At 66.1% G+C, this 24,380-nt stretch carries 23 protein-coding genes; 12 read left to right on the top strand and 11 right to left on the bottom strand.

The window, feature by feature from the left end; all coding sequences use genetic code 11:
* Window positions 1-31: 31 nt before the first annotated feature.
* Both GV035_RS15465 and GV035_RS15460 read right to left on the bottom strand, forming a co-directional pair.
* Complete coding sequence (locus GV035_RS15465; protein ID WP_159835916.1) at window positions 32-1,984, bottom strand: MFS transporter; 1,953 nt, start codon at window positions 1,982-1,984, stop codon at window positions 32-34.
* A 156-nt stretch (window positions 1,985-2,140) separates the two neighbouring features.
* Entirely contained in the window at window positions 2,141-2,611 is a 471-nt protein-coding gene (locus GV035_RS15460; RefSeq protein WP_159835915.1) for a CBS domain-containing protein, read from the bottom strand.
* 230 nt (window positions 2,612-2,841) lie between these two features.
* Here GV035_RS15460 and GV035_RS15455 point away from each other — a divergent pair, with 230 nt between their 5' ends.
* The 3 genes from GV035_RS15455 (at window position 2,842) to GV035_RS15445 (ending at window position 5,404) form a co-directional block, all read left to right on the top strand.
* On the top strand, window positions 2,842-4,179 hold the full coding sequence (locus GV035_RS15455) for an O-acetylhomoserine aminocarboxypropyltransferase (protein WP_159835914.1): 1,338 nt from the start codon (window positions 2,842-2,844) through the stop codon (window positions 4,177-4,179).
* Complete coding sequence (locus GV035_RS15450; RefSeq protein ID WP_159835913.1) at window positions 4,176-5,006, top strand: alpha/beta fold hydrolase; 831 nt, start codon at window positions 4,176-4,178, stop codon at window positions 5,004-5,006. The genes GV035_RS15455 and GV035_RS15450 overlap by 4 nt, the downstream gene beginning before the upstream one ends.
* A gap of 77 nt (window positions 5,007-5,083) precedes the next feature.
* A complete protein-coding gene (locus GV035_RS15445) occupies window positions 5,084-5,404 on the top strand; it encodes an Mpo1-like protein (protein ID WP_159835912.1) in 321 nt (106 codons plus the stop codon).
* Between the two features lie 7 nt (window positions 5,405-5,411).
* On the opposite strand, the gene GV035_RS15440 is transcribed toward GV035_RS15445, so the two are convergent.
* Window positions 5,412-6,719 (bottom strand): YihY family inner membrane protein, encoded by a 1,308-nt coding sequence (locus GV035_RS15440; RefSeq protein ID WP_159835911.1) that lies wholly within the window; start codon window positions 6,717-6,719, stop codon window positions 5,412-5,414.
* Window positions 6,720-6,852: 133 nt separating this feature from the next.
* On the opposite strand from GV035_RS15440, the gene wrbA reads away from it, so the two are divergent.
* From wrbA to GV035_RS15415, 5 genes are all read left to right on the top strand, one after another.
* The gene (gene wrbA / locus GV035_RS15435) at window positions 6,853-7,470 is read left to right on the top strand and encodes an NAD(P)H:quinone oxidoreductase (protein WP_159835910.1); all 618 of its coding nucleotides are present in this window, start codon (window positions 6,853-6,855) and stop codon (window positions 7,468-7,470) included.
* A 7-nt stretch (window positions 7,471-7,477) separates the two neighbouring features.
* Window positions 7,478-7,882, top strand: coding sequence for a DUF2069 domain-containing protein (locus GV035_RS15430; RefSeq protein WP_159835909.1), 405 nt, complete (start codon window positions 7,478-7,480; stop codon window positions 7,880-7,882).
* A 158-nt stretch (window positions 7,883-8,040) separates the two neighbouring features.
* Window positions 8,041-9,498 (top strand): FAD-binding oxidoreductase, encoded by a 1,458-nt coding sequence (locus tag GV035_RS15425; RefSeq protein ID WP_159835908.1) that lies wholly within the window; start codon window positions 8,041-8,043, stop codon window positions 9,496-9,498.
* Complete coding sequence (locus GV035_RS15420; RefSeq protein WP_159835907.1) at window positions 9,495-10,298, top strand: metallophosphoesterase; 804 nt, start codon at window positions 9,495-9,497, stop codon at window positions 10,296-10,298. Before GV035_RS15425 ends, GV035_RS15420 begins: the two co-directional genes overlap by 4 nt.
* 20 nt (window positions 10,299-10,318) lie before the next feature.
* Window positions 10,319-11,026 carry an SOS response-associated peptidase gene (locus tag GV035_RS15415; protein WP_159835906.1) on the top strand — a complete coding sequence of 236 codons (708 nt, stop codon included), beginning with the start codon at window positions 10,319-10,321 and terminating at the stop codon, window positions 11,024-11,026.
* Here GV035_RS15415 and GV035_RS15410 read toward each other — a convergent pair.
* Window positions 11,023-11,187, bottom strand: a complete 165-nt coding sequence (locus GV035_RS15410) for a hypothetical protein (protein ID WP_159835905.1) — start codon at window positions 11,185-11,187, stop codon at window positions 11,023-11,025. The two genes, GV035_RS15415 and GV035_RS15410, sit on opposite strands and share 4 nt — an antisense overlap.
* A 124-nt stretch (window positions 11,188-11,311) precedes the next feature.
* Window positions 11,312-12,250 (bottom strand): LysR family transcriptional regulator, encoded by a 939-nt coding sequence (locus GV035_RS15405; RefSeq protein ID WP_159835904.1) that lies wholly within the window; start codon window positions 12,248-12,250, stop codon window positions 11,312-11,314.
* Window positions 12,251-12,501: 251 nt separating this feature from the next.
* On the opposite strand from GV035_RS15405, the gene GV035_RS15400 reads away from it, so the two are divergent.
* The 4 genes from GV035_RS15400 to GV035_RS15385 are packed head-to-tail and all read left to right on the top strand — an operon-like array spanning window position 12,502 to window position 17,275.
* Window positions 12,502-13,968, top strand: coding sequence for an efflux transporter outer membrane subunit (locus GV035_RS15400; RefSeq protein WP_159835903.1), 1,467 nt, complete (start codon window positions 12,502-12,504; stop codon window positions 13,966-13,968).
* A 12-nt stretch (window positions 13,969-13,980) separates the two neighbouring features.
* Window positions 13,981-16,161: an FUSC family protein gene (locus tag GV035_RS15395; protein WP_159835902.1), complete on the top strand. Its 2,181-nt coding sequence runs from the start codon at window positions 13,981-13,983 to the stop codon at window positions 16,159-16,161.
* Window positions 16,151-16,351 carry a DUF1656 domain-containing protein gene (locus GV035_RS15390; RefSeq protein WP_159835901.1) on the top strand — a complete coding sequence of 67 codons (201 nt, stop codon included), beginning with the start codon at window positions 16,151-16,153 and terminating at the stop codon, window positions 16,349-16,351. The genes GV035_RS15395 and GV035_RS15390 overlap by 11 nt, the downstream gene beginning before the upstream one ends.
* A 60-nt stretch (window positions 16,352-16,411) precedes the next feature.
* Window positions 16,412-17,275 (top strand): efflux RND transporter periplasmic adaptor subunit, encoded by an 864-nt coding sequence (locus GV035_RS15385; protein WP_159835900.1) that lies wholly within the window; start codon window positions 16,412-16,414, stop codon window positions 17,273-17,275.
* Between the two features lie 67 nt (window positions 17,276-17,342).
* On the opposite strand, the gene GV035_RS15380 is transcribed toward GV035_RS15385, so the two are convergent.
* The 6 genes from GV035_RS15380 to aruF all read right to left on the bottom strand — a co-directional run bounded on the left by GV035_RS15380 (window position 17,343) and on the right by aruF (window position 24,375).
* Window positions 17,343-18,155, bottom strand: a complete 813-nt coding sequence (locus tag GV035_RS15380; RefSeq protein WP_159835899.1) for an ABC transporter substrate-binding protein — start codon at window positions 18,153-18,155, stop codon at window positions 17,343-17,345.
* Window positions 18,156-18,393: 238 nt separating this feature from the next.
* On the bottom strand, window positions 18,394-19,407 hold the full coding sequence (gene astE, locus GV035_RS15375) for a succinylglutamate desuccinylase (RefSeq protein ID WP_159835898.1): 1,014 nt from the start codon (window positions 19,405-19,407) through the stop codon (window positions 18,394-18,396).
* Window positions 19,391-20,767, bottom strand: coding sequence for an N-succinylarginine dihydrolase (gene astB / locus GV035_RS15370; RefSeq protein ID WP_159835897.1), 1,377 nt, complete (start codon window positions 20,765-20,767; stop codon window positions 19,391-19,393). Before astB ends, astE begins: the two co-directional genes overlap by 17 nt.
* Window positions 20,768-20,782: 15 nt before the next feature.
* On the bottom strand, window positions 20,783-22,255 hold the full coding sequence (gene astD, locus GV035_RS15365) for a succinylglutamate-semialdehyde dehydrogenase (RefSeq protein WP_159835896.1): 1,473 nt from the start codon (window positions 22,253-22,255) through the stop codon (window positions 20,783-20,785).
* Window positions 22,256-22,267: 12 nt separating this feature from the next.
* On the bottom strand, window positions 22,268-23,332 hold the full coding sequence (gene astA, locus GV035_RS15360; protein ID WP_159835895.1) for an arginine N-succinyltransferase: 1,065 nt from the start codon (window positions 23,330-23,332) through the stop codon (window positions 22,268-22,270).
* The gene (aruF, locus tag GV035_RS15355) at window positions 23,329-24,375 is read right to left on the bottom strand and encodes an arginine/ornithine succinyltransferase subunit alpha (protein ID WP_159835894.1); all 1,047 of its coding nucleotides are present in this window, start codon (window positions 24,373-24,375) and stop codon (window positions 23,329-23,331) included. Before aruF ends, astA begins: the two co-directional genes overlap by 4 nt.
* Window positions 24,376-24,380 lie beyond the last annotated feature (5 nt).

The following is a 24,380-nucleotide window of genomic DNA, read 5'->3' as shown; positions in this document are numbered from 1 at the left end:
CGGGGGGAGACCGCTATTATGCCAGCGCCGTCTATCGTCGCGCGCCGCGCAGCGCCGTCACGCGGTCCTGAAGGTGCTGCGGCGTCGCGTCTTCCGGCGCGATGGGCTCGCCGACGGCGAGCGTGAGGCGCGTCATCACGCCCCGCCGAATGGGACGCGGCCACTGCGCATTCCGATCGCGCGAAAAAACGCTGCCCCACAGCCCGCGCAGCGCCATCGGGACGACCGGCGCCGGATGCCGCCGCAGAATCTCCGAGATTCCGTGCCGGAACGGGTTCATCTCGCCCGTGCGCGTGAGTTTGCCCTCGGGAAAGATACAGATGAGATCGCCGTCGTCGAGCGCGCGCTGGCACGACTCATACGCGCGTTCCAGCAGCTCCGCGTCCTCGTGCGCGGGCGCAATCGGAATCGCCTTCACGTGACGGAACAGCCAGCCGACGAACGGCGTGCGAAAGATGCGGTGATCCATCACGAAGCGGATCGGACGCGGACTTTCGGCCATGATGACGACCGCATCCACGAAACTGACGTGATTGCACACGAGGACCGCCGCGCCGTGCGAGGGAATGCGCGCGGCATCGACCAGGCGAATGCGATAGAACGTGTGCACCAGAATCCACGCGATGAAACGCAGCAGGAACTCGGGCACGAGCGAGTAGATATAGACGGCGACGAGCACGTTCAGCAGCGCCGTCACGAGAAAGAGGCCGGGAATGCCGACGCCCATCGACGTGAGCGCGAGCGCCATCAGCGCCGAGACGATCATGAAGAACGAATTGAGAATGTTGTTGGCGGCAATGATGCGTGCCCGGTGCGTCGGCTGACTGCGCGCCTGGATCAGCGCGTAGAGCGGCACGCTGTAGAAGCCGCCGAACATCGCGAGCAGAAACAGGTCGGCGAGAATGCGCCAGTGCCGCAGCACGAGCAGGAATTCGCTGACGTTCAGCAGATGCGTAGCCGGCGCGATGCGGTGGCTCGCGAAGAAGAGATCGATTGCAAAGACGCTGATGCCGATGGATCCGAGCGGCACCAGCCCGATTTCGACGCGGCGCTTCGAGAGCCGTTCGCACAGCAGCGACCCGGTGCCGATGCCGAGCGAGAACGTCGCAAGCAGGATGGTGACGACATCGGGATTCGCGGACAGCACGTCTTTCGCGAAATTAAAAAAGGACGTGAGAAACGTCGCGCCGACGAACCAGAGCCACGAAATGCCGAGCAGGCTCAGAAAGACCGTGCGGTCCGAGCGGGCGAGCTTGAGATTGCGCCACGTCTCCGACACCGGATTCCAGTTGATGCGCAAGTCGCGCTGGGAGGCTTCGGACGTCGGCACGAAGCCCGACACGATGCGCCCGACGACCGCGAACGCGAGACACGCCGCCGCGAGCAACAGCGCACTGCGGTTCGCCGCCCCGGCCGCCGCCCCGCCGATGATCGTGCCGATCAGAATGGCGACGAACGTGCCCATTTCGACGAGTCCGTTGCCGCCGACGAGCTCGGTTGCGTTCAGATGCTGCGGCAGATAAGCGTATTTGACCGGCCCGAAGACCGTCGAATGCACGCCCATCAGAAAGGTGCAGAGGTACAGCAACGGCGCGCTGTGCAGCAGAAATCCCGCGCCGCCGATCAGCATCACGACGATCTCGAAAGTCTTCACGAGACGCGCGAGCACGGCCTTGTCGTATTTGTCGGCGATCTGCCCGGAAGTCGCCGAAAACAGCACGAACGGCACGATGAAGACGGCGGAAATCAGGAACGCCGCCGTCTTCGGATCGACGCCCGAGAAACGCGCGGCCTGGAACGTCACCAGCGACGTGAAGCCGACCTTGAAGACGTTGTCGTTCATGGCACCGAGAAACTGCGTCCAGAAGAACGGCGCGAAGCGGCGTTCCCGCAGCAAACCGAACTGGCTTTCACCAGCGGCATGCGAGCCGCGCGAAGCACGCGCGCCAGCGTCGTTCTCGGCGCCCAACGGATTGTCACTCATGTGTTCTCGGCAAGAATTGTGTCTTTGTGTGCTCAAGCGCCGGGCGAAAAAAAACGCGCCCTTCGGCGCGCTGCGTTGGTCCGGCGAGACTTCGTTAATTCGATCTCACTTAGTTCGGCTACCGCACGACGACGCGCGCGGCACGGCACTAAAAATTCAGCGAACGTTCTGCTGCTCCTGCTGGCCCTGCGGTTCCTCCGGCCAGTCGCGGATATACGCTTTCAGCATGCGATTCTCGAAGCCCTGCTCCTCGACGACGGCCTTCGCCACGTCGTAGAAGGAGATGACGCCCATGAGCGCGCGGTTTTCCATGACCGGCAGATAACGCACGTGATGCTCCAGCATCATGCGGCGAATTTCGTTCACGTCGGTTTCCGGCGTGCAGGTGAGCGGATGGTCGTCCATGACCTTGCGGATGGTCGTGGTGCCCACGCCCCCGCCGTTGTCGCGCAGCGTCACAATGATTTCGCGGAAAGTCAGCATGCCGACCAGATCGCCGTATTCCATGACGACGAGCGAGCCGATATCGTGCGCCGCCATCACGTTGATCGCGTCGGAGAGCGGCGTATCGGGCGTAACGGTGAATAGCGCATTGCCCTTCACCTTCAAGATGTCGCTCACTCGCATGACTTTCTCCTCGCGAAATGCCTGTTCAGATGCCGAAGCGTTTGTGAAACCATGGGTCGATGCTATCGGAAAGGCCTGCAAAAGGAAAGCGAACGAGGCCCGCGTTAGCCTTTCGGATAAGGCTTCGCGGCAAGACCGCAGGCGTTCGCCCTAGGTTTGCGCGAGCCGCCGCGATGATAGGATGACCGACCGACATTTTCGCCGGACGCATGCCGCGCCGGCCGCCGACGATGCCCGCCAACCGCTTCGATACGCTCGCGCTGCACGCGGGCGCCGCGCCCGATCCCGCCACCGGCGCGCGGGCCACGCCCATCTATCAGACCACTTCGTTCTCCTTTCGCGATACCGATCACGCCGCCGCGCTCTTCAACATGGAACGCTCGGGCCATGTGTATTCGCGCATTTCGAATCCGACGGTCGCGGTCTTCGAGGAGCGCGTCGCGGCGCTGGAGAACGGCGTCGGCGCGATCGGCACGGCGAGCGGTCAGGCGGCGCTGCATCTGGCGATCGCCACGTTGATGGGCGCGGGTTCGCATATCGTCGCGTCGGCCGCGCTGTACGGCGGGTCGCACAACCTGCTGCATTACACGCTGCGGCGCTTCGGCATCGAGACGACGTTCGTGCCGCCGCACGATCTGGACGCGTGGCGCGCGGCCGCCCGGCCGAACACGCGGCTTTTCTTCGGCGAAACGCTCGGCAATCCGGGGCTGGACGTGCTGGATATTGCGAGCGTCGCGGAAATCGCCCACGCCCACGGCGCGCCGCTGCTCGTCGATTCCACTTTCACGACGCCCTACCTCCTGCGGCCGTTCGAGCACGGCGCGGACCTCGTGTATCACTCCGCGACGAAGTTTCTCGGCGGCCACGGCACGACCATCGGCGGCGTGCTGGCGGACGGCGGCACTTTCGACTTCGCCGAAAGCGGCCGTTTCCCCGAGTTCACCGAGCCTTACGACGGCTTTCACGGCATGGTCTTCGCCGAGGAAAGCACGGTCGCGCCGTTCCTGCTGCGCGCCCGGCGCGAGGGGCTGCGCGACTTCGGCGCGTGTTTGCATCCGCAGGCCGCGTGGCAACTGCTTCAAGGCATCGAAACCTTGCCGTTGCGCATGGACCGGCATGTGGCCAACACGCGCAAGGTGATCGACTTCCTGCTGAGTTCGCCGGCGGTCGAGGGCGTTGCCTATCCCGAACTGCCGACGCATCGCGATCATGCACTCGCCGAGCGGCTGCTGCCGCGCGGCGCGGGCGCGGTGTTCAGCTTCGATGTGCGCGGCGGCGTGCCGGCGGCGCGCACGTTCATCGAATCGCTGACGCTGTTCTCGCATCTGGCGAACGTCGGCGACGCGCGCTCGCTCGTGATCCATCCGGCTTCCACGACGCACTTTCGCATGGACGCCGCCGCGCTCGCCGCCGCGGGCATCGGGCCGGGACGGATTCGCCTGTCGATCGGGCTGGAAGATCCGGACGACCTGATCGACGACTTGAAGCGCGGCCTGAAGGCGGCGCAAAAGGCCGCCGAGAGGGGCGGCGACGGCGCGAACACGACGCCGCTCGGGGGCCGCGCATGATCCTCGATCTCGACGGCCACCGCGCTTACGCCTACACCGGCGGCAAGCCGTTCGATCCGGCGCGCCCTGCCATCGTCTTCCTTCACGGCGCGGAGCACGACCACAGCGTCTGGGCGCTGCAAACGCGCTACTTTGCGCATCACGGCTTCGGCGTGCTGGCGCTCGATCTGCCCGGCCACGGCCGCAGCGACGGCCCCGCGCGACGCGACATCGCATCGCTCGCCGACTGGGTGATGCGCGTGCTCGACGCCGCCGCCGTGCGCCGTGCCATCTTCGTCGGCCACAGCATGGGCTCGCTGATCGCACTGGACGCCGCCGCGCGCTATCCGGACCGCGCCGCCGGGCTCGCGCTGATCGCGACCGCCGCGCCGATGACCGTCTCCGACGCCCTTCTCGACGCCGCCCGCGAGCACGAGCCGCAGGCCATCGGCATGGTGAATCAATGGTCGCATTCGACCATCGCGGCCAAGCCTTCCAGTCCCGCGCCCGGGTTCTGGCTGCAAGGCGTGAATCAACGGCTGATGGAACGCGTCAGCGCGTTGGGCGAAGCGCAGCTTTTCCACACCGATTTCAGCGCCTGCAACGGTTACACGGAGGCGCTCGACCGCGCCGCGTCCGTGCGTTGCCCCGTCTGCGTGCTCTACGGCAAGCGCGACGTGATGACGCCGCCGCGCGCCGCCCGCGCCCTTGTTGATGCCTTGCGAAAACACGGCGCGCGGGTACGCACGGTAGAACTGGACGGCGGCCACGCGCTGATGTCGGAACAGCCGGACGCCGTGCTCGATGCGCTCTTCGCGTTTGCGCTGGAGTGCGCCGAAAGCCGCTGAAAGGCGGCTTGCATGCTCGCCCTGCCGGTCGCAGAATCAATGTTGCCGACGCGATCGTCGGAAAACCGGAGGCCATCATGGCGCACACGGCACACGGGGAACATTTCGCGAGCTTCGCCGAGTTCTATCCGTACTACCTCGAAGAGCATCGCAACCTGGTCTCGCGCAGGCTGCATTTCATCGGCTCGCTCGGCGTGATCGGCTGTCTTGCGATGGCGCTCGCCACCGGCGACTGGCTCTGGCTCCCGGCGGCCGTCGTATGCGGATACGGCTTCGCGTGGATCGGACACTTCTTCTTCGAGAAGAACCGCCCCGCCACCTTTCGCCATCCGCTCTACAGCCTGATGGGCGACTGGGTGATGTTCAAGGACATCTGCATCGGCAGAATCTCGCTTTGAGCGGCGATCACGCCGTTTGTCGCGGCATCGGCGAACGCGCAGGCTCGCGCATCGGCGCGCTCGCTTGCGCCTGCGTGCGCGCCGCGATCAGCGCGCCGAGCGTCGCTTCCAGCTTTTCGTTGTCGAGCGCGTTGACGAGCACATCGCGCTCGATCCGCGCTGCATCGAGACGCAGCTGGTAATCCAGCTCTTCGCGGTCGATCACGAATTCCTGAAACAGCATGGTGAGCGTAATCTGGTTCGGATTGGCGATCATCACATAGCGCGGCATGCGCGCGTCCTCCAGCCTGCCGATCCAGCCGAGCGTGTCGAGCCGCGCGATGATGCGCGTGGACGTATCGAGATCGCACCGCACCATCTTCGACAGTTCGAGCGCGGTGTAGCCGGGCTTGCCCTCCTCGCGCGCCTCGACGAGCCGCGCGAGAATTTCGAGCGCATCGAGCAGGTCGCTGCCCGGAAACGCGCGCCGATGATATTGCCCGATGCGAATAGCGGGCAGCGCGGAGGTCAGCATCGCGCCGACGAGCGCGATCATCCAGCATAGATAAACCCACAGCAGAAACACGGGCAGCGAGGCGAACGCGCCGTAGACGGCCGTGTAAGTAGGAATGCTGCGCACGTAGAGCCCGAAGGCGCGCTTGCCGATCTCGAAGGCGACCGCCGCGATCAGCCCGCCCACGACGGCATCGCGCCATTCGACCTTGCAGTTCGGCATATACACGTAGGTGATCGTGAAGCCGAACACCGTGAGCGGCAGGGAAACGCCGGTGAGCAGCCATTCGACGACGGGCGGCATCAGATTGTGCGAGCCCGCGTAAGCGACCGAATGCGCGAAGACGTACGAGGAAATCGACAGACTGCAGCCGAAGAGAATCGGCCCGAGCGTGATGATCGACCAGTAGACGAGCACGCGCTGCGCGAGCGGACGCGCCTTTTTCACCCGCCAGATGACGTTGAACGCGGATTCGACGGTCATCATGGTCATGACGGACGTGACCAGAAGGATGATCATCCCGACCGTCGTGAGTCCTTTGGCCTTCGAAGCGAATTCGTTCAGGTACTTGAAGATCTGGCTGTTGATCTGCGCGGGCATCAGGTGATCCGCGAGGAAGTCCTGCAACGAAGCCTGAAACGACCCGAAGATCGGAAACGCCGTAAACAGCGCGAAAGCCACGGTGGCGAGCGGCACGAGCGAGAGCACGCTCGTGAACGTGAGGCTGCCCGCGACTTGCGCGACGCGATCCTCGCCGATGCGCCGCGCGACGAAACCGGCGAGGCGCTTCACTGCCGCGAGATCGATTGAAAGACGCTGCAAACCTTTTCTCCTATGCGGCCGACCGTAGTCGCTTTGCCCGAAGCCATCACCGCGAACCAGCACCATCCACCAAGCCGCCTCACCCACGGACGGCGACCCAATCCCTATAATAGCCGTTCACCAAAAAGCTCATATGAACGACATCCTCGTGCTTTACTACAGCCGCCACGGCGCGACACGCGAGCTGGCGCTCGCCATCGCGCAGGGCGTCGACAGCGTGCCCGGCATGCAGGCTCGCGTGCGGACGGTGCCGCCAGTTTCCACTGTCTGCGAAGCCACCCAGCCCGACATTCCCGCAGAAGGGCCGCCCTACGCCGAACTGCGCGACCTCGAGGAATGCGCGGGCCTCGCGCTCGGCTCGCCGACGCGCTTCGGCAACATGGCCGCATCGCTCAAATACTTCCTCGACGGCACCACGCCGCAATGGCTCTCCGGCGCGCTCGCCGGCAAGCCCGCGAGCGTCTTCACATCGACCGGCAGTCTCCACGGCGGCCAGGAAAGCACCCTGCTTTCGATGATGCTGCCGCTCCTGCATCACGGCATGATGATCGTCGGCATTCCGTACACCGAGTCGCGGCTCACCACGACGCAAACCGGCGGCACGCCCTACGGCGCGTCGCATCATGCGCGCACCGGCGACGAGGCGGCGCGGCAAGGCATTTCCGCCGACGAAAAGGCGCTCGCCATTGCGCTCGGCGCCCGGCTTGCCCGCACGGCGCGCGACCTCGCCCGCGGCGCACAGGCGAACTGAGCCCGCCATGCACGCGCCTTCCGCCGACGAAAACCGAAACCACGGCGCGTTCGCACTCGGCGCCGCCGCGAGCCTCGGCGCGCTGATCGTCCTCGCCTTGCTCTGGGAGCTGTGGCTCGCGCCGCTGCGCCCCGGCGCGTGGGTGCTCGCGTTGAAGGCGCTGCCGCTCGCGTGCGCGCTGCCCGGCGTCGCGAAGCGCAACGTCTACACGCTGCAATGGTCGTCCATGCTCGTGTTGCTCTACCTCGCTGAAGGCATCGTGCGCGGCATGACCGACGCCGGCCTCTCAGCGCGGCTCGCCTGGCTCGAAGCGTTGCTTGCGCTCGCATTCTTCGGCTGCGCGATGGCGTACGTCGCGCCTTTCAAGCGCGCCGCCCGAGCGCAGGCGCGTGAAAGGAAACGCCAGGCATGACCGCTGTCGCGCCGCTTCGTGCTTGCGGTTGAGGCTTTGTAGCACGAAACCCGGCGCGAAGCGCAGCGAAGGCGCGTGCCTATGCCATTTGGCCGATGGTTCGCACATCGCCCGGCTGCGCGATACTGTCGCTTCATTCCAGCCCATCCCTCTCGCCCATGACCGCTTCTGCCGCAACTTTCATCGACGCCTGCGTACAACTGATCGGCGCGTCGCACGTCCTGACGGATGACCATGACACCGAGCCGTATCGCGTCGACTGGCGCAAGCGGTATCGCGGCGACGCCTGCGCCGTGCTGCTGCCCGGCGACACGGAACAGGTCGCCGGCGTCGTGCGGCTCGCGCGCGAACATGGCGTCGCCATCGTGCCGCAAGGCGGCAACACGGGACTCGCGGGCGGCGCGACTCCGGATGCGAGCGGCGCGCAGGCCGTCGTGAGTCTGAGGCGGCTGAATCGCATTCGCGGCGTGGATCCGCATAACAACACGATCACCGTCGAAGCGGGCGTCGTGCTCGCCGAAATCCAGGCGCGCGCCGAAAGCGCGCAACGTCTCTTTCCGTTGAGTCTCGCGGCGGAAGGCAGCTGCACGATCGGCGGCAATTTGTCGACGAACGCGGGCGGCACCGGCGTGCTGCGCTACGGCAACACGCGCGAGCTGTGCCTCGGGCTCGAAGTCGTGACACCGCAAGGCGAAATCTGGGACGGCCTGCGCGGACTGCGCAAGGACAACACGGGCTACGATCTGCGCGATCTGTTCATCGGCGCGGAAGGCACGCTCGGCATCATCACCGCGGCCGTGATGAAGCTCCATCCCGCGCCCGTCGCCAAGGTCACGGCGCTCGCCGGTCTCGCGTCGCCGCATGCCGCGCTCGACTTTCTCGCGATGGCGCAGCAGCACGCCGGCCCGCTTCTGACCGGCTTCGAGCTGATGTCCGACTTCTCCATGCGTCTCGTCGGACGGCATTTTCCGCAATTGCGCTACCCGTTTGGCGAGCCGCACGCGCAGACCGTGCTTCTGGAACTTTCCGACAGCGAAAGCGACGAGCACGCCCGCGCGCTTTTCGAACGCCTGATGGAACAGGCGATCGAAGAAGGCATCGTCGAAGACGCGGTCGTGGCGGAAAATCTCGCGCAGTCGCAGGCGTTCTGGGACTTGCGCGAGCATATTCCGCTCGCGCAGGCTCAGGAAGGGCTGAACATCAAGCACGATATCGCGGTGCCCATTTCGAGCATCGGCCGCTTCATCGACGAAACCGATGCGATCATCGCGAGAGCGGTGCCGGGCGCGCGCATGGTCACGTTCGGGCACCTTGGCGACGGCAATCTGCATTACAACGTGCAGGCGCCCGAAGGCGTCGATCAGAAGGCGTTCCTCACCGAGTTCCAGACGCCGATCAACGCGCTCGTGTACGAACAGGTGCACAGGCATCGCGGCAGCATCAGCGCGGAACACGGGCTCGGGCAACTGAAAGTGGACGAAGCCATGCGCCTGAAATCGCCCGTGGAAGTGCGGCTGATGCAGACCATCAAGGCCGCGCTCGATCCCGACAATCTGATGAACCCCGGCAAGGTCGTGCGCTGGAATGCGGACGCACGCAAGGAGAACATCGCATGAAGATTCGTGTGCTGTCGGACCTGCATCTGGAGTGCGACGAGCCGCTCGCCATTCCGTATGCGGAGGCCGATCTCGTCGTGCTCGCGGGCGACATTCACAACCACGCCGAAGGCTTGCGTTGGGCAGCGGAGAACTTTGACAACGGCGCGCCCGTCGTCTACGTGCCCGGCAATCACGAGTATTACGACTGCGAATTCGGCGCGATGGAAGCCGCGATGCACGATGCCGCGCGCAGTGTCGACAACGTGCACTATCTGAACAACGCGGCGCTCGTCGACCGCAAAGGCGCGTGGCGCGTGCTCGGCACGACGCTCTGGACCGATTTCGCGCTGTTCGGCGCGGGCGCGGACGAGATCGAGAAAGCGAAGCACGCCTGCACGAAGGCGATGCTCGACTATCGCGGATTGATTCAACTGGCCTGGCCCGAACCCGACGGCGAGCCACACGCGTTCACGCCTGACGATTCGGTCGCGCTGCACGTGCAGGCGCGCGCGTGGCTGGAAAGCGAACTGGCGAAGCCGTTCGCGGGGCAGACGATCGTCGTCACGCATCACGCGCCGATGCGCGAAAGCCTCGCGCCGCGCTACGCGGAAGACATCGTGTCGGCCGGCTTCATCAACCACATGCCGACGCTCGCCCGCGCGCCCGTCGCGCTCTGGATTCACGGCCACACGCATACTGCCTTCGACTACACGGTGAACGGCACGCACGTTGTGTGCAATCCGCGCGGCTACTTCGACAAGCGCACGCAGCGATGGGAGAACCCGGAATTCACGTGGGACAAGGTCGTCGAAATCTGACGCCGAAGCGGAGGAACGCCATGTGCGGCCGAATCAGCCAGTACCGACTGCCGATGCATTACGCGGAGCGTCTGCATCTGAAGAATCCGTTCGTCCTCGTGGATGCCGCCGACCGCCGCCCCGGCTATAACCTCTCGCCCGGCACGCATCCGCTCGCGGTGTATCCCGACGAAACCATTCGCGCCGTGCATTGGGGCTACTGCCCGCCGTGGGCTAGAGAAAAGAAGCTGCCGCAGACGATCAACGCGCGCGTCGAGACGGCATCGACCAGCGCGTATTTCCGGGACTTGTGGCGCAACGCGCGCATCCTCGTGCCCGCGGACGGCTGGTTCGAGTGGCGCGTGGAGCGGCGCCCGGGCGACCGCGCGGACATGCCCTTCCCGCAGCCCTACTTCATCCGCCGCGCGGATGGCGAGCCGATGTTCCTCGCCGCGCTGACGAGCATCGTTCGCGACGTGGACGCCGCCATGCCAGGCGCGGGCTTCGTGATCGTGACGTCGAAGGCGGACGAAGGCCTCGTCGATGTCCACGACCGCCGCCCGCTCGTCTTCTCGCCCTCGGCGGGCAGACGCTGGCTGGACGCCACGGCGACGCCCGCGGATCTTCATTCGCTCGTGAAAACCGATGGCGTGCCTGCCGCGCACTTCGCCTGGCATCGCGTGACGACCGACGTCAACCGCACGGTAAACGACGAACCGCGGCTCATCGAGCCGCTGGAAGCGGCCTAGCGGCGGTAACGCTCGCGCTCGTCGTCCATGCGAACGGGCACGAGGCGGCGCTTCGCTTCCCGCTCCGACTGGGCGCGCATCGCCTGAAAGAGATCGCGCGAGGCAGGCACGGCGATCAACACCAGAAGCGCGGCAAGGGCGAATAAAAGAGGCGTGCTCATTCGACGGTTTTCCCGAAAAGAGGCGTTGAGGGGAGCTGTGACCTTAGCAAGCTGCGGGCGTTCCGGGAGTAAGCAAGTGTTGCACCGCGCTTTATTCGGTAACTGAAAGACGCGCAGCGTTCCATCAAGTCACCACGAACTCCTTGAGCGACTCTTCGTCGGCGGAAAGCGTCGCGGGGAGCGCCTCGCGCAGGAACTCGACCCACGTGCGAATCTTCGCGTCCAGATACTGACGCGACGGATAGAGCGCATACACGCTCAACTCCTGCATCGTGTAGTGCGGCAGCACCCGCACCAGCATGCCGGCGCGCAGCGCGGGCAGCGCGGAGGAAGTCGGCAGCACGCCGATTCCCATGCTCTCGCGAATCGCAACGACCATCGCCTCGGCGACGTTCACCGTGAAGGTGGACGGCCCGAGCGTCACGGTCTCCTGCCCGTTCGGGCCGTCGAAGACCCAGCGGCCCGGCGGAAACACCGGCGTGATCAGGTGCAGACAGGTGTGGTTCACGAGATCGGACAAGACGTGCGGCGCGCCGTGTTTTTCGATGTACGCCGGCGACGCGCACGCGATGCTGAACACCGTGCCGAGCCGCGCCGACACGAGGCCCGAGTCGGGCAACTCGGAGGCAAGCACGAGCGAAACGTCGTAGCCTTCGTCGAGCAGATCGGGCATGCGTTGCGAGAGCGTCAGATCGACCTGCACCGACGGATGCCGCTCCTGATAGCGCGAAATCATCGGCACGACGTAATGCTGGCCGAAGCTCGTCATCGAATGCACTTTCAGGCGGCCGGCCGGGCGCGCGTGAGCATCGCTCGCTTCGGCTTCGGCCTGATCGACGTAAGCCAGAATCTGCTCGCAACGTTGCAGATAACGCTCGCCCGCCTCCGTCAGCGCGATGCGGCGCGTCGTGCGATTCAAGAGCCGCGTGCGCAGATGCGCTTCCAGATCCGATACCGCCCGCGACGCGTAAGCCGTCGTCGTATTGAGATGTTGCGCGGCGCCGGTGAAGCTGCCTGCCTCGACCACGCGCACGAAAACGCGCATGTTTTGGAGCGTGTCCATAACGTTGTTCAACCCTGAACTGTGCTTGTCCGTCGTGTCTGATTTGTCCGACCGTCTAAGCATTGTTGCATGCGCTGCAAGATTGCACTTTCTCACGGATTGCAAGAATGCTTTGCGTTAGCGCCGGTTATTCGCGGATCGTTGCAAAAATATAATCGCCGCTTGATCGACTCGAGGGTTGGGAGCGAAACGTGGAAGGCCGGGGGTTCAGAAGCGCGAGTTGCGCCGCGTTGCTTACAACAATACTAACGATGGCCGGCTGCGCAAGCACCGGCAAGATCGCGCCGCAGGACTCGCTGAAAGACGCTTCGACGCTCGACGCCGGCCGCGCGATCGAGGCCGCCACGCGCGCCGCCGACGCCGATGCCGCGTGGCCCGACGCGCAATGGTGGCGCGCTTATCGCGACCCGCAACTGGACGCATGGATCGCCCGCGCGACGGCCGGTAATCCGACGCTGGCGATGGCCGCGGCGCGCGTGCGCGAGGCGCGCGAACAGGCGGGCGTCGCGCACTCGGCGCTCGTTCCGCATGTCGACGGCAACATGAGCGTCACGCGCAAGAACTGGCCGGACAACGCGTTCTACGGCCCCGGCCCTTATGCCGATACGACCACCTGGGACAACACCGCCGGTCTCACGCTCTCCTACAACCTCGACCTCTGGGGCCGCGACGAGCACGCCGCCGACCGCGCGCTGGATGTCGCCCACGTGCGCGCCGCCGACGCGCGGGCCGCGCAACTGGAACTCGAAACGAACGTCGTGCGCGCCTACATCGGCTTTTCGCAGTCGTTCGCGCTGCTCGACATCGCGCAGCAAACGTACGCGCAGCAGGAGCGCATTGCCGAACTGGCGCGGCGTCGGCTCAAAGGCGGCCTCGGCACGCAGCTCGAAGTGAGTCAGGCGGAAGCGCCGTTGCCCGAGTACGAACGCCAGGTCGATCTGTACAAGGAAGCGATTCAGCTCGCGCGCCATCAGTTGGCCGCGCTCGCAGGCGAAGGCCCCGGCGCGGGCGAAGCCCTCACGCGCCCGGCGCTGTCGCTCGCGACGCCGCTGCCGCTGCCCTCCTCCTTGCCGGCCGAACTGGTCGGGCACCGGCCGGATATTGTCGCGGCGCGCTGGATGGTCGCGGCGCAGGCGCGCGGCATCGACGTCGCGAAGGCGCAGTTCTATCCGAACATCAATCTGGCGGCGTCCGTCACGCAGATGTTCGCGGGCGGCGCGCTCCTCAGCTTCCTGACGAGCAAGGCGACGGGCTACGCGTTCGGCCCGGCGCTTTCGCTGCCGATCTTCGAAGGCGGCCGGCTGCGCGCGCAACTGGGCGCGGCGTCGGCGCAATACGATCAGGCGGTCGATCACTACAACGCGACGCTCGTCGCGGCGCTCAAGGACATCGCCGATCAGGTCGTGCGCGTGCAATCGCTCGATACGCAACTGGACGCGTCGGGCCGCTCGGTCGCCGCCGCGCGCAAGAACTACGACCTCGCCAACGAAGGCTACAAACGCGGCCTGACCGACTACGTCAACGTGCTGATCGCTCAGGCGCAACTGCTGCGCGCGCAGGACGGCGAGGCGCGCGTGCGGGCAGCGCGGCTCGCCGCCTACGCGACGCTCACGGCGGCGCTCGGCGGCGGCATCGATGATCCCGCCAACGGGCCAGAAGAAGCGAAGCTCGCGCCGTCGAAGCACATCGGGCCGTTCGCCCGCGCCGGCGAGAAGTAGAGAGAAACGCCCATGTCATCCTCAATTGCCAAACCCGCGCACGGATCGCCGATGGAAGCCTTCGCCGCCTGGGCGCGCACTGACGGCCTCGCGTGGATCTACATCTTCAAGGCCGTGCTCGCGGCGCTGCTCGCGCTCTGGATCGCCATGCGGCTCGACATGCAGCAGCCGCGCACCGCGATGACCACGGTCTTCGTCGTGATGCAGCCGCAAAGCGGCATGGTGCTCGCGAAGAGCTTCTATCGCTTCTGCGGCACGATGGTCGGTCTCGTCGTCATGCTCGCGCTGATCGGCCTCTTCGCGCAGCAGCCGGTGCTCTTCCTGTCGGCGACGGCGCTGTGGGTCGGCGTCTGCACCGCGGGCGCGGCGCGCAACCGCAATTTCCGCTCGTATGGCTTCGTGCTCGCGGGCTACACGGCGGCGCTGATCGGCATTCCGGCCGCGCAGCATCCGGACGGCGCATATCTGTCGGCGCTCACACGCGTGGGCGAAGTGACGCTCGGCATCGTCTGCGCGGGCACGGTGAGCGCGCTCGTCTTTCCGCAGCACGCGGGCGAGCAGATTCGCGCGACCGTGCGCCGCCGCTTCACGCAATTCGTCGATTACGTCTGCCGCGCGATGTCCGGCCAGATGGAGCCCGCGCAGATCGAGCGGGCGAATCTCGGCTTCGTCGCGGATATCGTCGGCTTCGAGGCGGCGCGCAGTGTCGCGATGTTCGAGCATCCGGAATCGCGGCGGCGCGGCGGGCGGCTCGCGCGCCTCAACAGCGAATTCATGACCGCGTCGACGCGCTTTCACGCGCTGCATCAGTTGATGAATCGCCTGCGCGACAGCGCCTCCGCGACGACGATCGCCGCGCTGACGCCGTTCATCCACGAAGTCCCGCCGCTGTTTCTCGACGCCGGTGAGCCCGTGCGCAATGCCGCCGATGCCGCGCACGCCGCCGCGCGCTTGCGCGACTTCAAAGCCGCGCTGCCGAAGCGCGTGCGCTCGGTGCGCGAGACGCTCGCGAGCGATCCGGCGTTCGCGCCGCTCGAATTCGATACCGCGACGGAACTGCTGTACCGCTTCATCGACGACATGCTGGCCTACGCGGAGACGTACGCATCGCTGGCGTCGCCGTCGCATGAACGCGAACGCTGGGCCGCGCGCTACGTGCCGAAGACCAACCTCGTCGCCGCCGCGATCTCCGGCGTGCGCGGCGCGATCGTGATGTTCGTGCTGAGCGCGTTCTGGATCGCGACCGCGTGGCCGAGCGGCGGCACGATGGTGCTGAACGCGGCGGCCGTCTGCGCGCTCGCGTCGTCCTCGCCGCGCCCGACGCTCATGTCGGCGCAAATGGCCATCGGCACGGCGCTCGCCGCGGTGGTCGGGATGATCGTCGTGTTCGGCGTCTTTCCGCACATGGACGGCTTCGTGCTGATGTGCGTCGCGCTCGTGCCCGCGCTCCTGCTCGGCACGTTTCTCAGCACGCGGCGCGCGGTCGCGGGCGTGGGCATCGGCTACTGCATCTTCTTCTGCTTTCTCGCGGGGCCGGACAACCTCGTTCACTACAACCCGGCCGGCCTGATGAACGACGCCATCGCGCTCGTGCTGTCGATGATCGTCTCGGCCGTCGCCTTCGCGACCATTCTGCCGACCGATGCGCCGTGGCTGCGGCGTCTCCTGCTCGGCGACCTGCGCCGCGAAGTCGTGCTCGCGCGGCGCGGCCGCCTGACGAGCGTGGCGACGCGCTTCGAGAGCCGCACGCGCGACGTGCTCTCGCAGATCGACGCGCTCGCCGCCGGCCGGCCCGCGCTGCAACGCGAGGCGCTGCAATGGCTCTTCGCGGTGCTGGAAGTCGGCCGCGCGGTCATCGACTTGCGGCGGGAAATCGCCGCGCTCACCGACTCGCCGGAGTACGCGCCCTCGCTGCCGTGGCGGCGCGCGATCGATGCCACGCTCGACGCCGTCGCGCGTCTTTTCGATCGCCCGGACGCGCAACGCTTCGATGCCGCGCTGGACTGCGCGGGAACGGCCATCGGCGAAGTGCAGCGCCTGATCGCCGCGTCGGAGCGGCCGCGCGAGGAGCGGCATCGGCTAGAGCGCATCGCGAGTCATCTGCATTTCATCCGCACGGCGCTGCTCGATCGCCAGTCGCCGTTCGCCACGCTCGAATCTCATTCGCCCAAAGGAGCGCCCCATGCCGCGTGACACCGCCATTCTCGAAGCCTATGTGCCGACGCTGCTGCTCATCTTCGTGGCGGGCGCGCTCATCACATGGGCGATCGACCGCGCGCTCGGGCTGACGGGCATTTATCGCGTGGTGTGGCATCCGGCGCTGTTTCGCGCGAGCCTGCTCGTCTGCGTCTGCGGCGCGCTCGGGCTCGCGGTGTATCGCTGAAAGCAGGCATTCGCTCACTCACGCCCACACACGCTCACACACGTTCATAAGAGTTGCATCATGGTTCTCAGAAAAATCATCGGCTTCGTCATGACGATCGTCATTTTCGCGGCTGCGCTCGTCATCGGCCGCATGCTGTGGGTTCACTACATGGACGAGCCGTGGACGCGCGATGGCCGCGTGCGCGCCGATGTCGTCAACGTCGCGCCGGATGTGTCGGGCGCGGTCGTGCAGATGCCGGTGCGCGACAACCAGTTCGTGAAGAAAGGCGATCTGCTGATGGAGATCGATCCGTCGCATTACCGGATCGCGGTCGAGCAGGCCGAGGCCAATGTCGCGGCGCGCGCCGCCGAATTGCGCATGCGCCGCTCCGACGCGGCGCGGCGCGCGGACATGGACAGCCTCGTCGTCTCGAAGGAAGCGCAGGAAAACGCGATGCAGACCGCATCGACGGCGGCGGCGCAGCTTCAGCAGGCGCAGGCCGCGCTCGATGCGGCCAAGCTCAATCTGGAGCGCACGAAGGTCTATTCGCCGGTGGACGGCTACGTGACGAACCTGAACGTGTATCGCGGCGACTACGCGATGGCGGGCACGGCGAAACTCGCCATCGTCGATAGCCATTCGTTCTGGGTCTACGGCTACTTCGAGGAGACGAAGCTGCCGCACGTGCGCGTGGGCGACCGCGCGCAGATTCGCCTGATGAGCGGCGGCGAGCTGACGGGACACGTCGAGAGCATTTCGCGCGGCATCTATGACCGCGACAATCCGCAAAGCCGCGAACTCCTCGCCGATGTGAACCCGACGTTCAACTGGGTGCGGCTCGCGCAGCGCGTGCCGGTGCGTGTGCGAATCGACGACGTGCCGCAAGGCGTCATGCTCGCGGCCGGGACGACGTGCACGGTGGTGATCGCGCCGTCGATGTGATCGATTGGAAGACGCAGAAAAGCCCGCTCCGGCCGCGACCGGAGCGGGCTGTGCGTGAGCGCCGACGTTACTTCAGCACCACCTTCACATCGAAGTACTTCGCGGCGAGCCGGTCGATCGAGCCGTCGTCCTTCAGCTCCTTCAGCGCGCGGTTGAGCGCGTCCTTCAGCGCGTGGTCGTTCTTGCGCACGCCGAAGCCCACGCCCGAGCCGAGCAGCTTGTCATCGCTCACTGCCGGACCGGCGAAGGCGAAACCCGCGCCTTGCGGCTGCTTCAGAAAGCCCTTCGACGCCGCCTCGGCATCCTGGAACGCCGCATCCAGACGCCCCGACGCGAGGTCCGCGTAAATCTGGTCCTGCGCCTGATACGACTCGACGTCGATGCCCGCGGGGGCCCACTTCGCCTTCGCGTACGTCTCCTGAATCGAACCCTGCAGCACGCCGACGCGCTTGCCCTTCAGGCCATCGACGGTCGGGAGAATCGCGCTGCCTTTCTTCGCGATGAGCTGGTTCGGGATCGAGTAGATGGGATCGGTGAAATCGATCGCGACCTTGCGCTTGTCGGTGATCGTCATGTCCGAATTGATGCCGTCGAACTTGCGCGCCTGCAAGGCCGGAATCAGCCCGTCGAACGAATTCTCGACCCATACGCACTTCATCTTGAGCTTCGCGCAGACCGCGTTGCCGATGTCGATGTCGAAGCCCGTCAGCGCGCCGGCCGGCGTCTTCGATTCGAACGGCGCGTACGACGCCTCCACGCCGAAGCGCAGTTCCCTCATGTTATCGGCGGCCTGCGCGTCAAGCGACGCGGCGCCCGCGGCGGTCATGGCGCCGAGCACGGCGAGCGCGGCGAGCTTGCGGTTGATCCATTGCGATTTCATCTACTGCCATCTCCTTCCAGTATGTTTCGTGATCTGTCGTCCGATGCGGCACAACGCCGGCCATTCCAGCATCGCGGCGTCAATAAAAACGCTCAAACCATGCGCAGAGTTTTGATGCGCCGCATCATGCACAGGGCCGCGATTGTAGCGCGCGCCCGCGCGGTGTTTCCGGGAAGAGCGGAATGAAAACAGGCAAGCGGATGTCGCGCTCATGCAAGTTCGAGCGCGACGAGAAAGCTCATTCGAGCGATGCGAGCGTCGCGTCGGTGGTATCGACGACCATGAGGCCGGCGCGCAGTCCGGGCTTCACCTTCGGATTCGGAAACACGATGCGCTCTTCGTCGTGCGTCACTCGATAGGTGTAATCGCCGTCGCGCGCGAGCTCCGCGCCTTGAGGGAACGCGGTGAAGTTCGGCACGTCGGCGGCCACGTTCAGCGCGAATGCTTCGCTATGCTTATCGATCTGCGCGACGACGGTGAACACGCGCAGCGGTCCTCGCTCAGCCGGCGCGCGGCCTGCGACGAGCCGCCGCAAAGCGGCATCCGATGCCGCAAAACGCGCGAGATCGTTCGCACCGAACGGCCGTACCTTTCCGAGCTCCAGCGTGCACGCGAGCGCGCCGCACTGCTCGGCGGTGAAGTGCGTGAACGTATTGCCCTTCTCCCGATGCAAAAGCACCGCTTGCAGACGCGCATCGCGCAGCCAGTCGAACATCGCGCGGGAAAGCGGCGCGCCGGTGTGCGGCAACAGCGCGAATTGCTCGAAGACGGACGCGCGAATGGCCGTGTGCATGTCGATATGCCACTTCGGATGCGCGACGCTATCGAAGAACCCGGTTGCCGCGCGTTCCAGTTCGGCGGCGCGCGGCGCTTCGACGCTCGAAGGCAGGCTCGCGTGACGGCCGCTGAAGAGGCGATTGAGGTCGTCGTCGGCATAGCGCACGCCTGCGCGCATCGCGCCGATGTTGCCGAGAATCACCAGCACGCGGACTGCAAGCGCGGCCTTCCCGCTCGCGGTATCGGCGACAAGGCGCGACAGCATTTCGATCGGCGCGGTCTCGTCGCCGTGAATGCCGGCAGACGCAATCACGCTGTGCGTCGCGGGTTGCGTGGCGGGTTCCAACAGCAAGACGCCTTCGCCTTGCCACGTCCAGCGCACGCCGGATACCGCCGTGCCGGACCGGACCGGCGGCTCCTTGCCCGCGAGACAGAACGCGAGAAAGTCGTCGAGAAGCTCAGTGCTGGAAGTCATAGATCGCGCCCAGTCCGAGAAGCGTCGTCAGTTCGTCGAGCGCCGTGCGCGACTGATCCAGCAGTTGCGGATCGCCGAGATCGGCGGGTGCGAGCCGATCGCGATAATGCGTGTCGATCCATGCGTCGAGGCGCGTGAAAAGCGCGTCGTTCATCCATACGCCGGGGTTCACGGCCGCGCGCTCCGCAACGTTGAGCACGACGCGCAGGCGCAGGCACGCCGGACCGCCGCCGTTCTTCATGCTCTCGCGCAGATCGAAGACCAGCACTTCGTCGATGGGCGTCGCGCGCGTGGCGAGCGAATCCAGATACGCCGCGACGCGCTCGTTCTCGCGGCATTCCTGCGGCACGACGAGAACCTGCGTGCCGTCGGCGCGCGACAGCAACTGGCTGTTGAACAGATACGACGAGACCGCATCCGCCACGCTCACTTCGCTCTGCGGCACTTCGAGCGCCGCGAACGTCGCGCCGTGTGCGGCGAGCTTCGCGGCGAGTTCGTCGTAGACCTTGTGCTGCTCGACGAACGCGCGCTCGTGGCAGAAAAGCGTCGTGCGATTGCCGACCGCGATCACGTCGTTATGGAACACGCCGGCGTCGATCACATCGGGCGATTGCTGCGCGAACACGGTCGCGGCATCCGACAGTCCGTGCAGGCGCGCAACCGCGCGGCTGGCTTCGAGCGTCTGCCGCGCGGGAAAACGCTGCGGCTGCGGGCCCTGGGCGTATTCGCTGCGGCCATATACGAAGAATTCGACGCCCTTCTCGCCATATTCCCGCGCGAACCGCGTGTGATTGGCCGCGCCTTCGTCGCCGAGCGCGGGCGTGCCCGGCAGCGCGTGGTGAATGCGAAAACGCGCTTCGTCCGGGAAGATCGCGGAAAGGGAGCGGCGCGTTTCGCCATGCTCGATCGCGCGATGCAGCTTGGCGGCAAGATTCGCGGGCGTGAAGTGGACGCGGCCATCGGCGGTATCGGCCGACGGGCTCACGGTCGCGGCGTTGGCGGTCCACATCGCCGAAGCGGAACTCGCGGCGGCGAGCAGTTCCGGCGCTTCGCGGGCGGCGCGCTCGATCACGGCGGCGTCCGAGCCCGTGAAGCCGAGACTCTTCAAGAGCCGGATGGACGGACGTTCGAGCGGCGGCAGCACGCCCTGATGAAAGCCCAGGTCCGCGAGCCGCTTCATCTTGCGCAAGCCCTGCTTCGCCGCCGCCTTCGGATTCGCGACGGATTTCTCGTTGTTGCGCGACGCGACGTTGCCGAACGACAGCCCCGCATAGTTGTGCGTCGGTCCGACGAGGCCGTCGAAATTCGCTTCGCTCGCCGCGCGCGCGTCCTGGGTCTGATTGGCTTGCTGTGCCTGCATGTCGGATTCCGGTGCTTAAAACGTGAGACCCGGCGATATGCTCGCGGGCATCTGCAATTGCGCGCTTTCGACCGACGCCATCGGATACGAGCAGTAGTCGGCCGCGTAGTACGCGCTCGGCCGCTGATTGCCCGAGCGCCCGACGCCGCCGAACGGCGCCGCCGACGACGCGCCGTTGGTCGGCCGGTTCCAGTTGACGATGCCCGCGCGAATCGTGCGCTGAAAGTGCGTCCAGGCGGCTTCGTCGTCGGCGAGCAGGCCGGCGGAAAGGCCGTAGGCCGTATCGTTCGCGCGCTCGATCGCTTCATCGAAGCTCGTGTAGCGCGTGAGCTGCACCATCGGGCCGAAGTGCTCCTCGTCGGGAACGTCGCGGGCGTCGGTCACATCCAGGATCGCGGGCGTGACGAAACCGAGATTCGCCGCGCGTTGCGTCATCTCCAGCAAGGGACGTGCGCCCGCTTCGATCAACTGCGTTTGCGCCGCGACGAGGCGCGCCGCCGCCCGCGCCGAAATCACCGCGCCCATGAACGGCTGCGGCTCGTCGTCGTAGGCGCCGATGCGAATCGCCGCGCTCACTTCCGTGAAGCGCCGCAGGTAACGCTCGCCGAACGCATCGTCCGGAATGAAAAGACGGCGCGCGCACGTGCAACGCTGGCCGGCCGAGAGAAACGCGGATTGAATCGTGTGATGCACGGCCGCGTCGATGTCCGCGACGGGCGCGACGACGAGCGGATTGTTGCCGCCCATCTCCAGCGCCAGCACGATTTCCGGCCGCCCGCCGAACTGGCGATGCAACAGCGTGCCCGTGTCGGAACTGCCGGTGAAGAACAGGCCGTCGATCTGCCGGTGATTGGCGAGCGCGATGCCCGTGTCCTTCTCGCCCTGCACGAGATTGAGCACGCCCGCTGGCAGCCCTGCCTCGATCCACAGCGCGACGGTCGCCGCCGCGACGCCCGGCGCAAGTTCGGAAGGTTTGAACACGACCGCGTTACCCGCGATCAGCGCGGGCACGATATGGCCGTTCGGCAAGTGTCCCGGAAAGTTGTATGGCCCGAACACCGCGACGACGCCATGCGGCCGGTGACGCAGCACCGCGACGCCCTCGGCCATTGGCGCGCGCTTTTCGCCAGTGCGCTCGTGATAGGCCTGCACCGAGATGTCGACCTTCGCGGCCATCGACGCTACTTCGGTCCGCGCTTCCCACAGCGGCTTGCCGGTTTCCCGTCCGATGGCGTGCGCGAGCGATTCCTTGTCCTCGTTCAAGAGCGCCGCGAAACGCTTGGCGACCGCGACGCGCTCATCGAAGCTCACGGCGGACCACGTCGCGAACGCGCGCCGCGCCGACGACACCGCGCGATCCACGTCGTCGGCGGATGCGCTTGCGCCTTGCCATACGGTTGCATCGCTTGCCGGGTTGCGCGATGCGAACGCCGCGCCCCGCCCGTCCTGCCACTCACCACCGATATACAACTGGTTTCGGATATCCATGACGTCTCTCGATTATCTGGCGCGCTGCGATGTCAGCACGCGCACGGTGTCGCCGTCCTTCACGCGCAATGCGGCGGCTTCGTCAGCGCTCAGCAGGAACGTGCCGTCTTCGACCGCGCCGGTGGTTGCGCCGGTGATTGCGCCGGTGGTTGCGCCGGTGATTGCGCCGCAGCGGAAGTCGCCAAGCGAAGTGTTCGACACGAGGCTCTTCGCATCGCTCTGCGCGTCGTCGCGCTCGCCGATGCGCACGGTCGCGAGCACGCTCTCGCGCACCGTGCGCAAGTCCGCGACGTGGCATTCGAGCACCGGACCGGCGTCGAAAATATCGACGTGATTCTCATAGCGCAGCCCTTCGGCTTCGAGCATCTTGCGCGCGGGCGCAGTGTCCCGGTGCGTGACGCCGACCGTCCGCTGCGCGGACTCCGGCAGCAAGTCGAGATACACCGGAAAGCGCGGCATCAGTTCCGCAAGAAACGACTTCTTGCCGTGCGAGCTGAGGTAATCCGCTTCGTTGAAATCGATCTGATAAAAGTGCGAGCCGACCGCGTTCCAGAACGGCGATTCGCCGTTGTCGTCGAAGTGGCCGCGCAATTCTGCACAGAGCCGCTGCGGAAAGCGTTCGCGGAATTGCGCCATGAACATGAAGCGCGAGCGCGACAGCAGCCCGCCCACGCCCGCCGTGCGATAACGCGGGCTCAAAAAGAGCGAACAGACTTCCGCGTAACCCGTGAGATCGTGCGATATGTTAAGCAGCGACATACGCGTCCACACGCCCATGTCCTTGCTCGCATGGACGACCGTCGAGACGCGATAGTTGTAGAACGGCTGCTCCAGCCCGACTTCCGTTTCGATGCCGCACACGCCCGCGACATCGCCGGTGGCGGTGTCTTCCATCACGAAGAAGTAGCCGGCTTCGAACGGCTCGACCTCGCCTGCAAGCGTACGGCGCGCACGCTCGACGCGCCCGGCGAGCGCGGCCCGATCCGGCTTGAACGTGGTGAGCCCCGGGCCCGTTTCCAGCGCGAGCGCGACGAGCGCGTCCACATCTCCAGGCTGCACGCAGCGCACGACGATCATTGCAATTCTCCCGAAGCCTGATGCAGCGGCACGCAGCGCACCGTGTCTTTTTCCGCGACGCCGAGCGCACCGCACGCCTGCGCGCTCAATGCGGCGCCGTCGGCGCGCGTGCCCGTCAATTCCGCGACGACGCAGCGAAACTCGTGCGCCCCGCCCGCCGCGATCAGATACGCCGCGCCCTTCGTGTCCGCGCCCTCGCGCACCGGGCGCAATTCGCCCGAAGTCGCTGATGCGCTCTTGTCCACTGCGAGGGTCAGCACCGGACCGGCGTCGAAGATATCGACGAAACGGTCCGGCTCGAAGCCTTCTTCCAGGTGAATGTCGTAGGCGAGCAGCGTGCTCGCGTTCGGCTCGCCCAGCACCCGCTGCGCCTCGCCGGGCAGAAGCGGCACGTAGAGCGGATACGTCGGCATGACTTCCGCGATGAACGTGCGGCTGCGCCCGCCCGATTCCAGTTCGACCTGCTCGAAGTCGCGGCCGAAAAACTTGCGGCCGACGGCTTCCCAGAACGGCGACACGCCGGCGTCGTCGGTGACGCCGAGCATCAGCGAGAACACTTCGCTCGAAAAACGCTTGCGGTTCGCCGCGATGTACATCATGCGGGCGCGCGACAGCAGATGCGCCGTGGCTTCGCCTTCCGGCGTGCGCAGCGACGGATCGATATAAAAGCCCGTCAGCCGGCTCTTGCCCGTGAGTTCGTGCGACATGGTGAGCGCGTGAATCTTGCGGTTCACCTTGAGTTCGCGCGACGCGTGAATCAGCGCGTCGTTGCGAAACGTGTAGAACGGCTCGGAGTATCCCGCCGACGCGACGATGCTCGACGTGCCGTGGAGCTTGCCCGTCTGCGCGTCTTCCAGCACGAAGAGATAGAACTCCTCGCCGGGAAAGTCGACTTCGGCGCGAAACGAGTCTTCGGAGAGCGCGACGCGCGTCTCCAGTGCGCGCCGGTCGCGCGGCAACGAGTGCAGCACGGGCAGCGCCGAGCGCGCCATGCGTTCCAGCTCGTCGAGATCGGAGAGTCTTGCCGGACGAACGAATAGCATCGCCG

It is taken from the genome of Burkholderia sp. 8Y, from assembly GCF_902506145.1.
In the GTDB taxonomy this organism is placed as follows: Bacteria; Pseudomonadota; Gammaproteobacteria; order Burkholderiales; family Burkholderiaceae; genus Caballeronia.
Note: the sequence above shows the minus strand (reverse complement) of the source record. Positions and strands in the feature narration are given on the sequence as shown.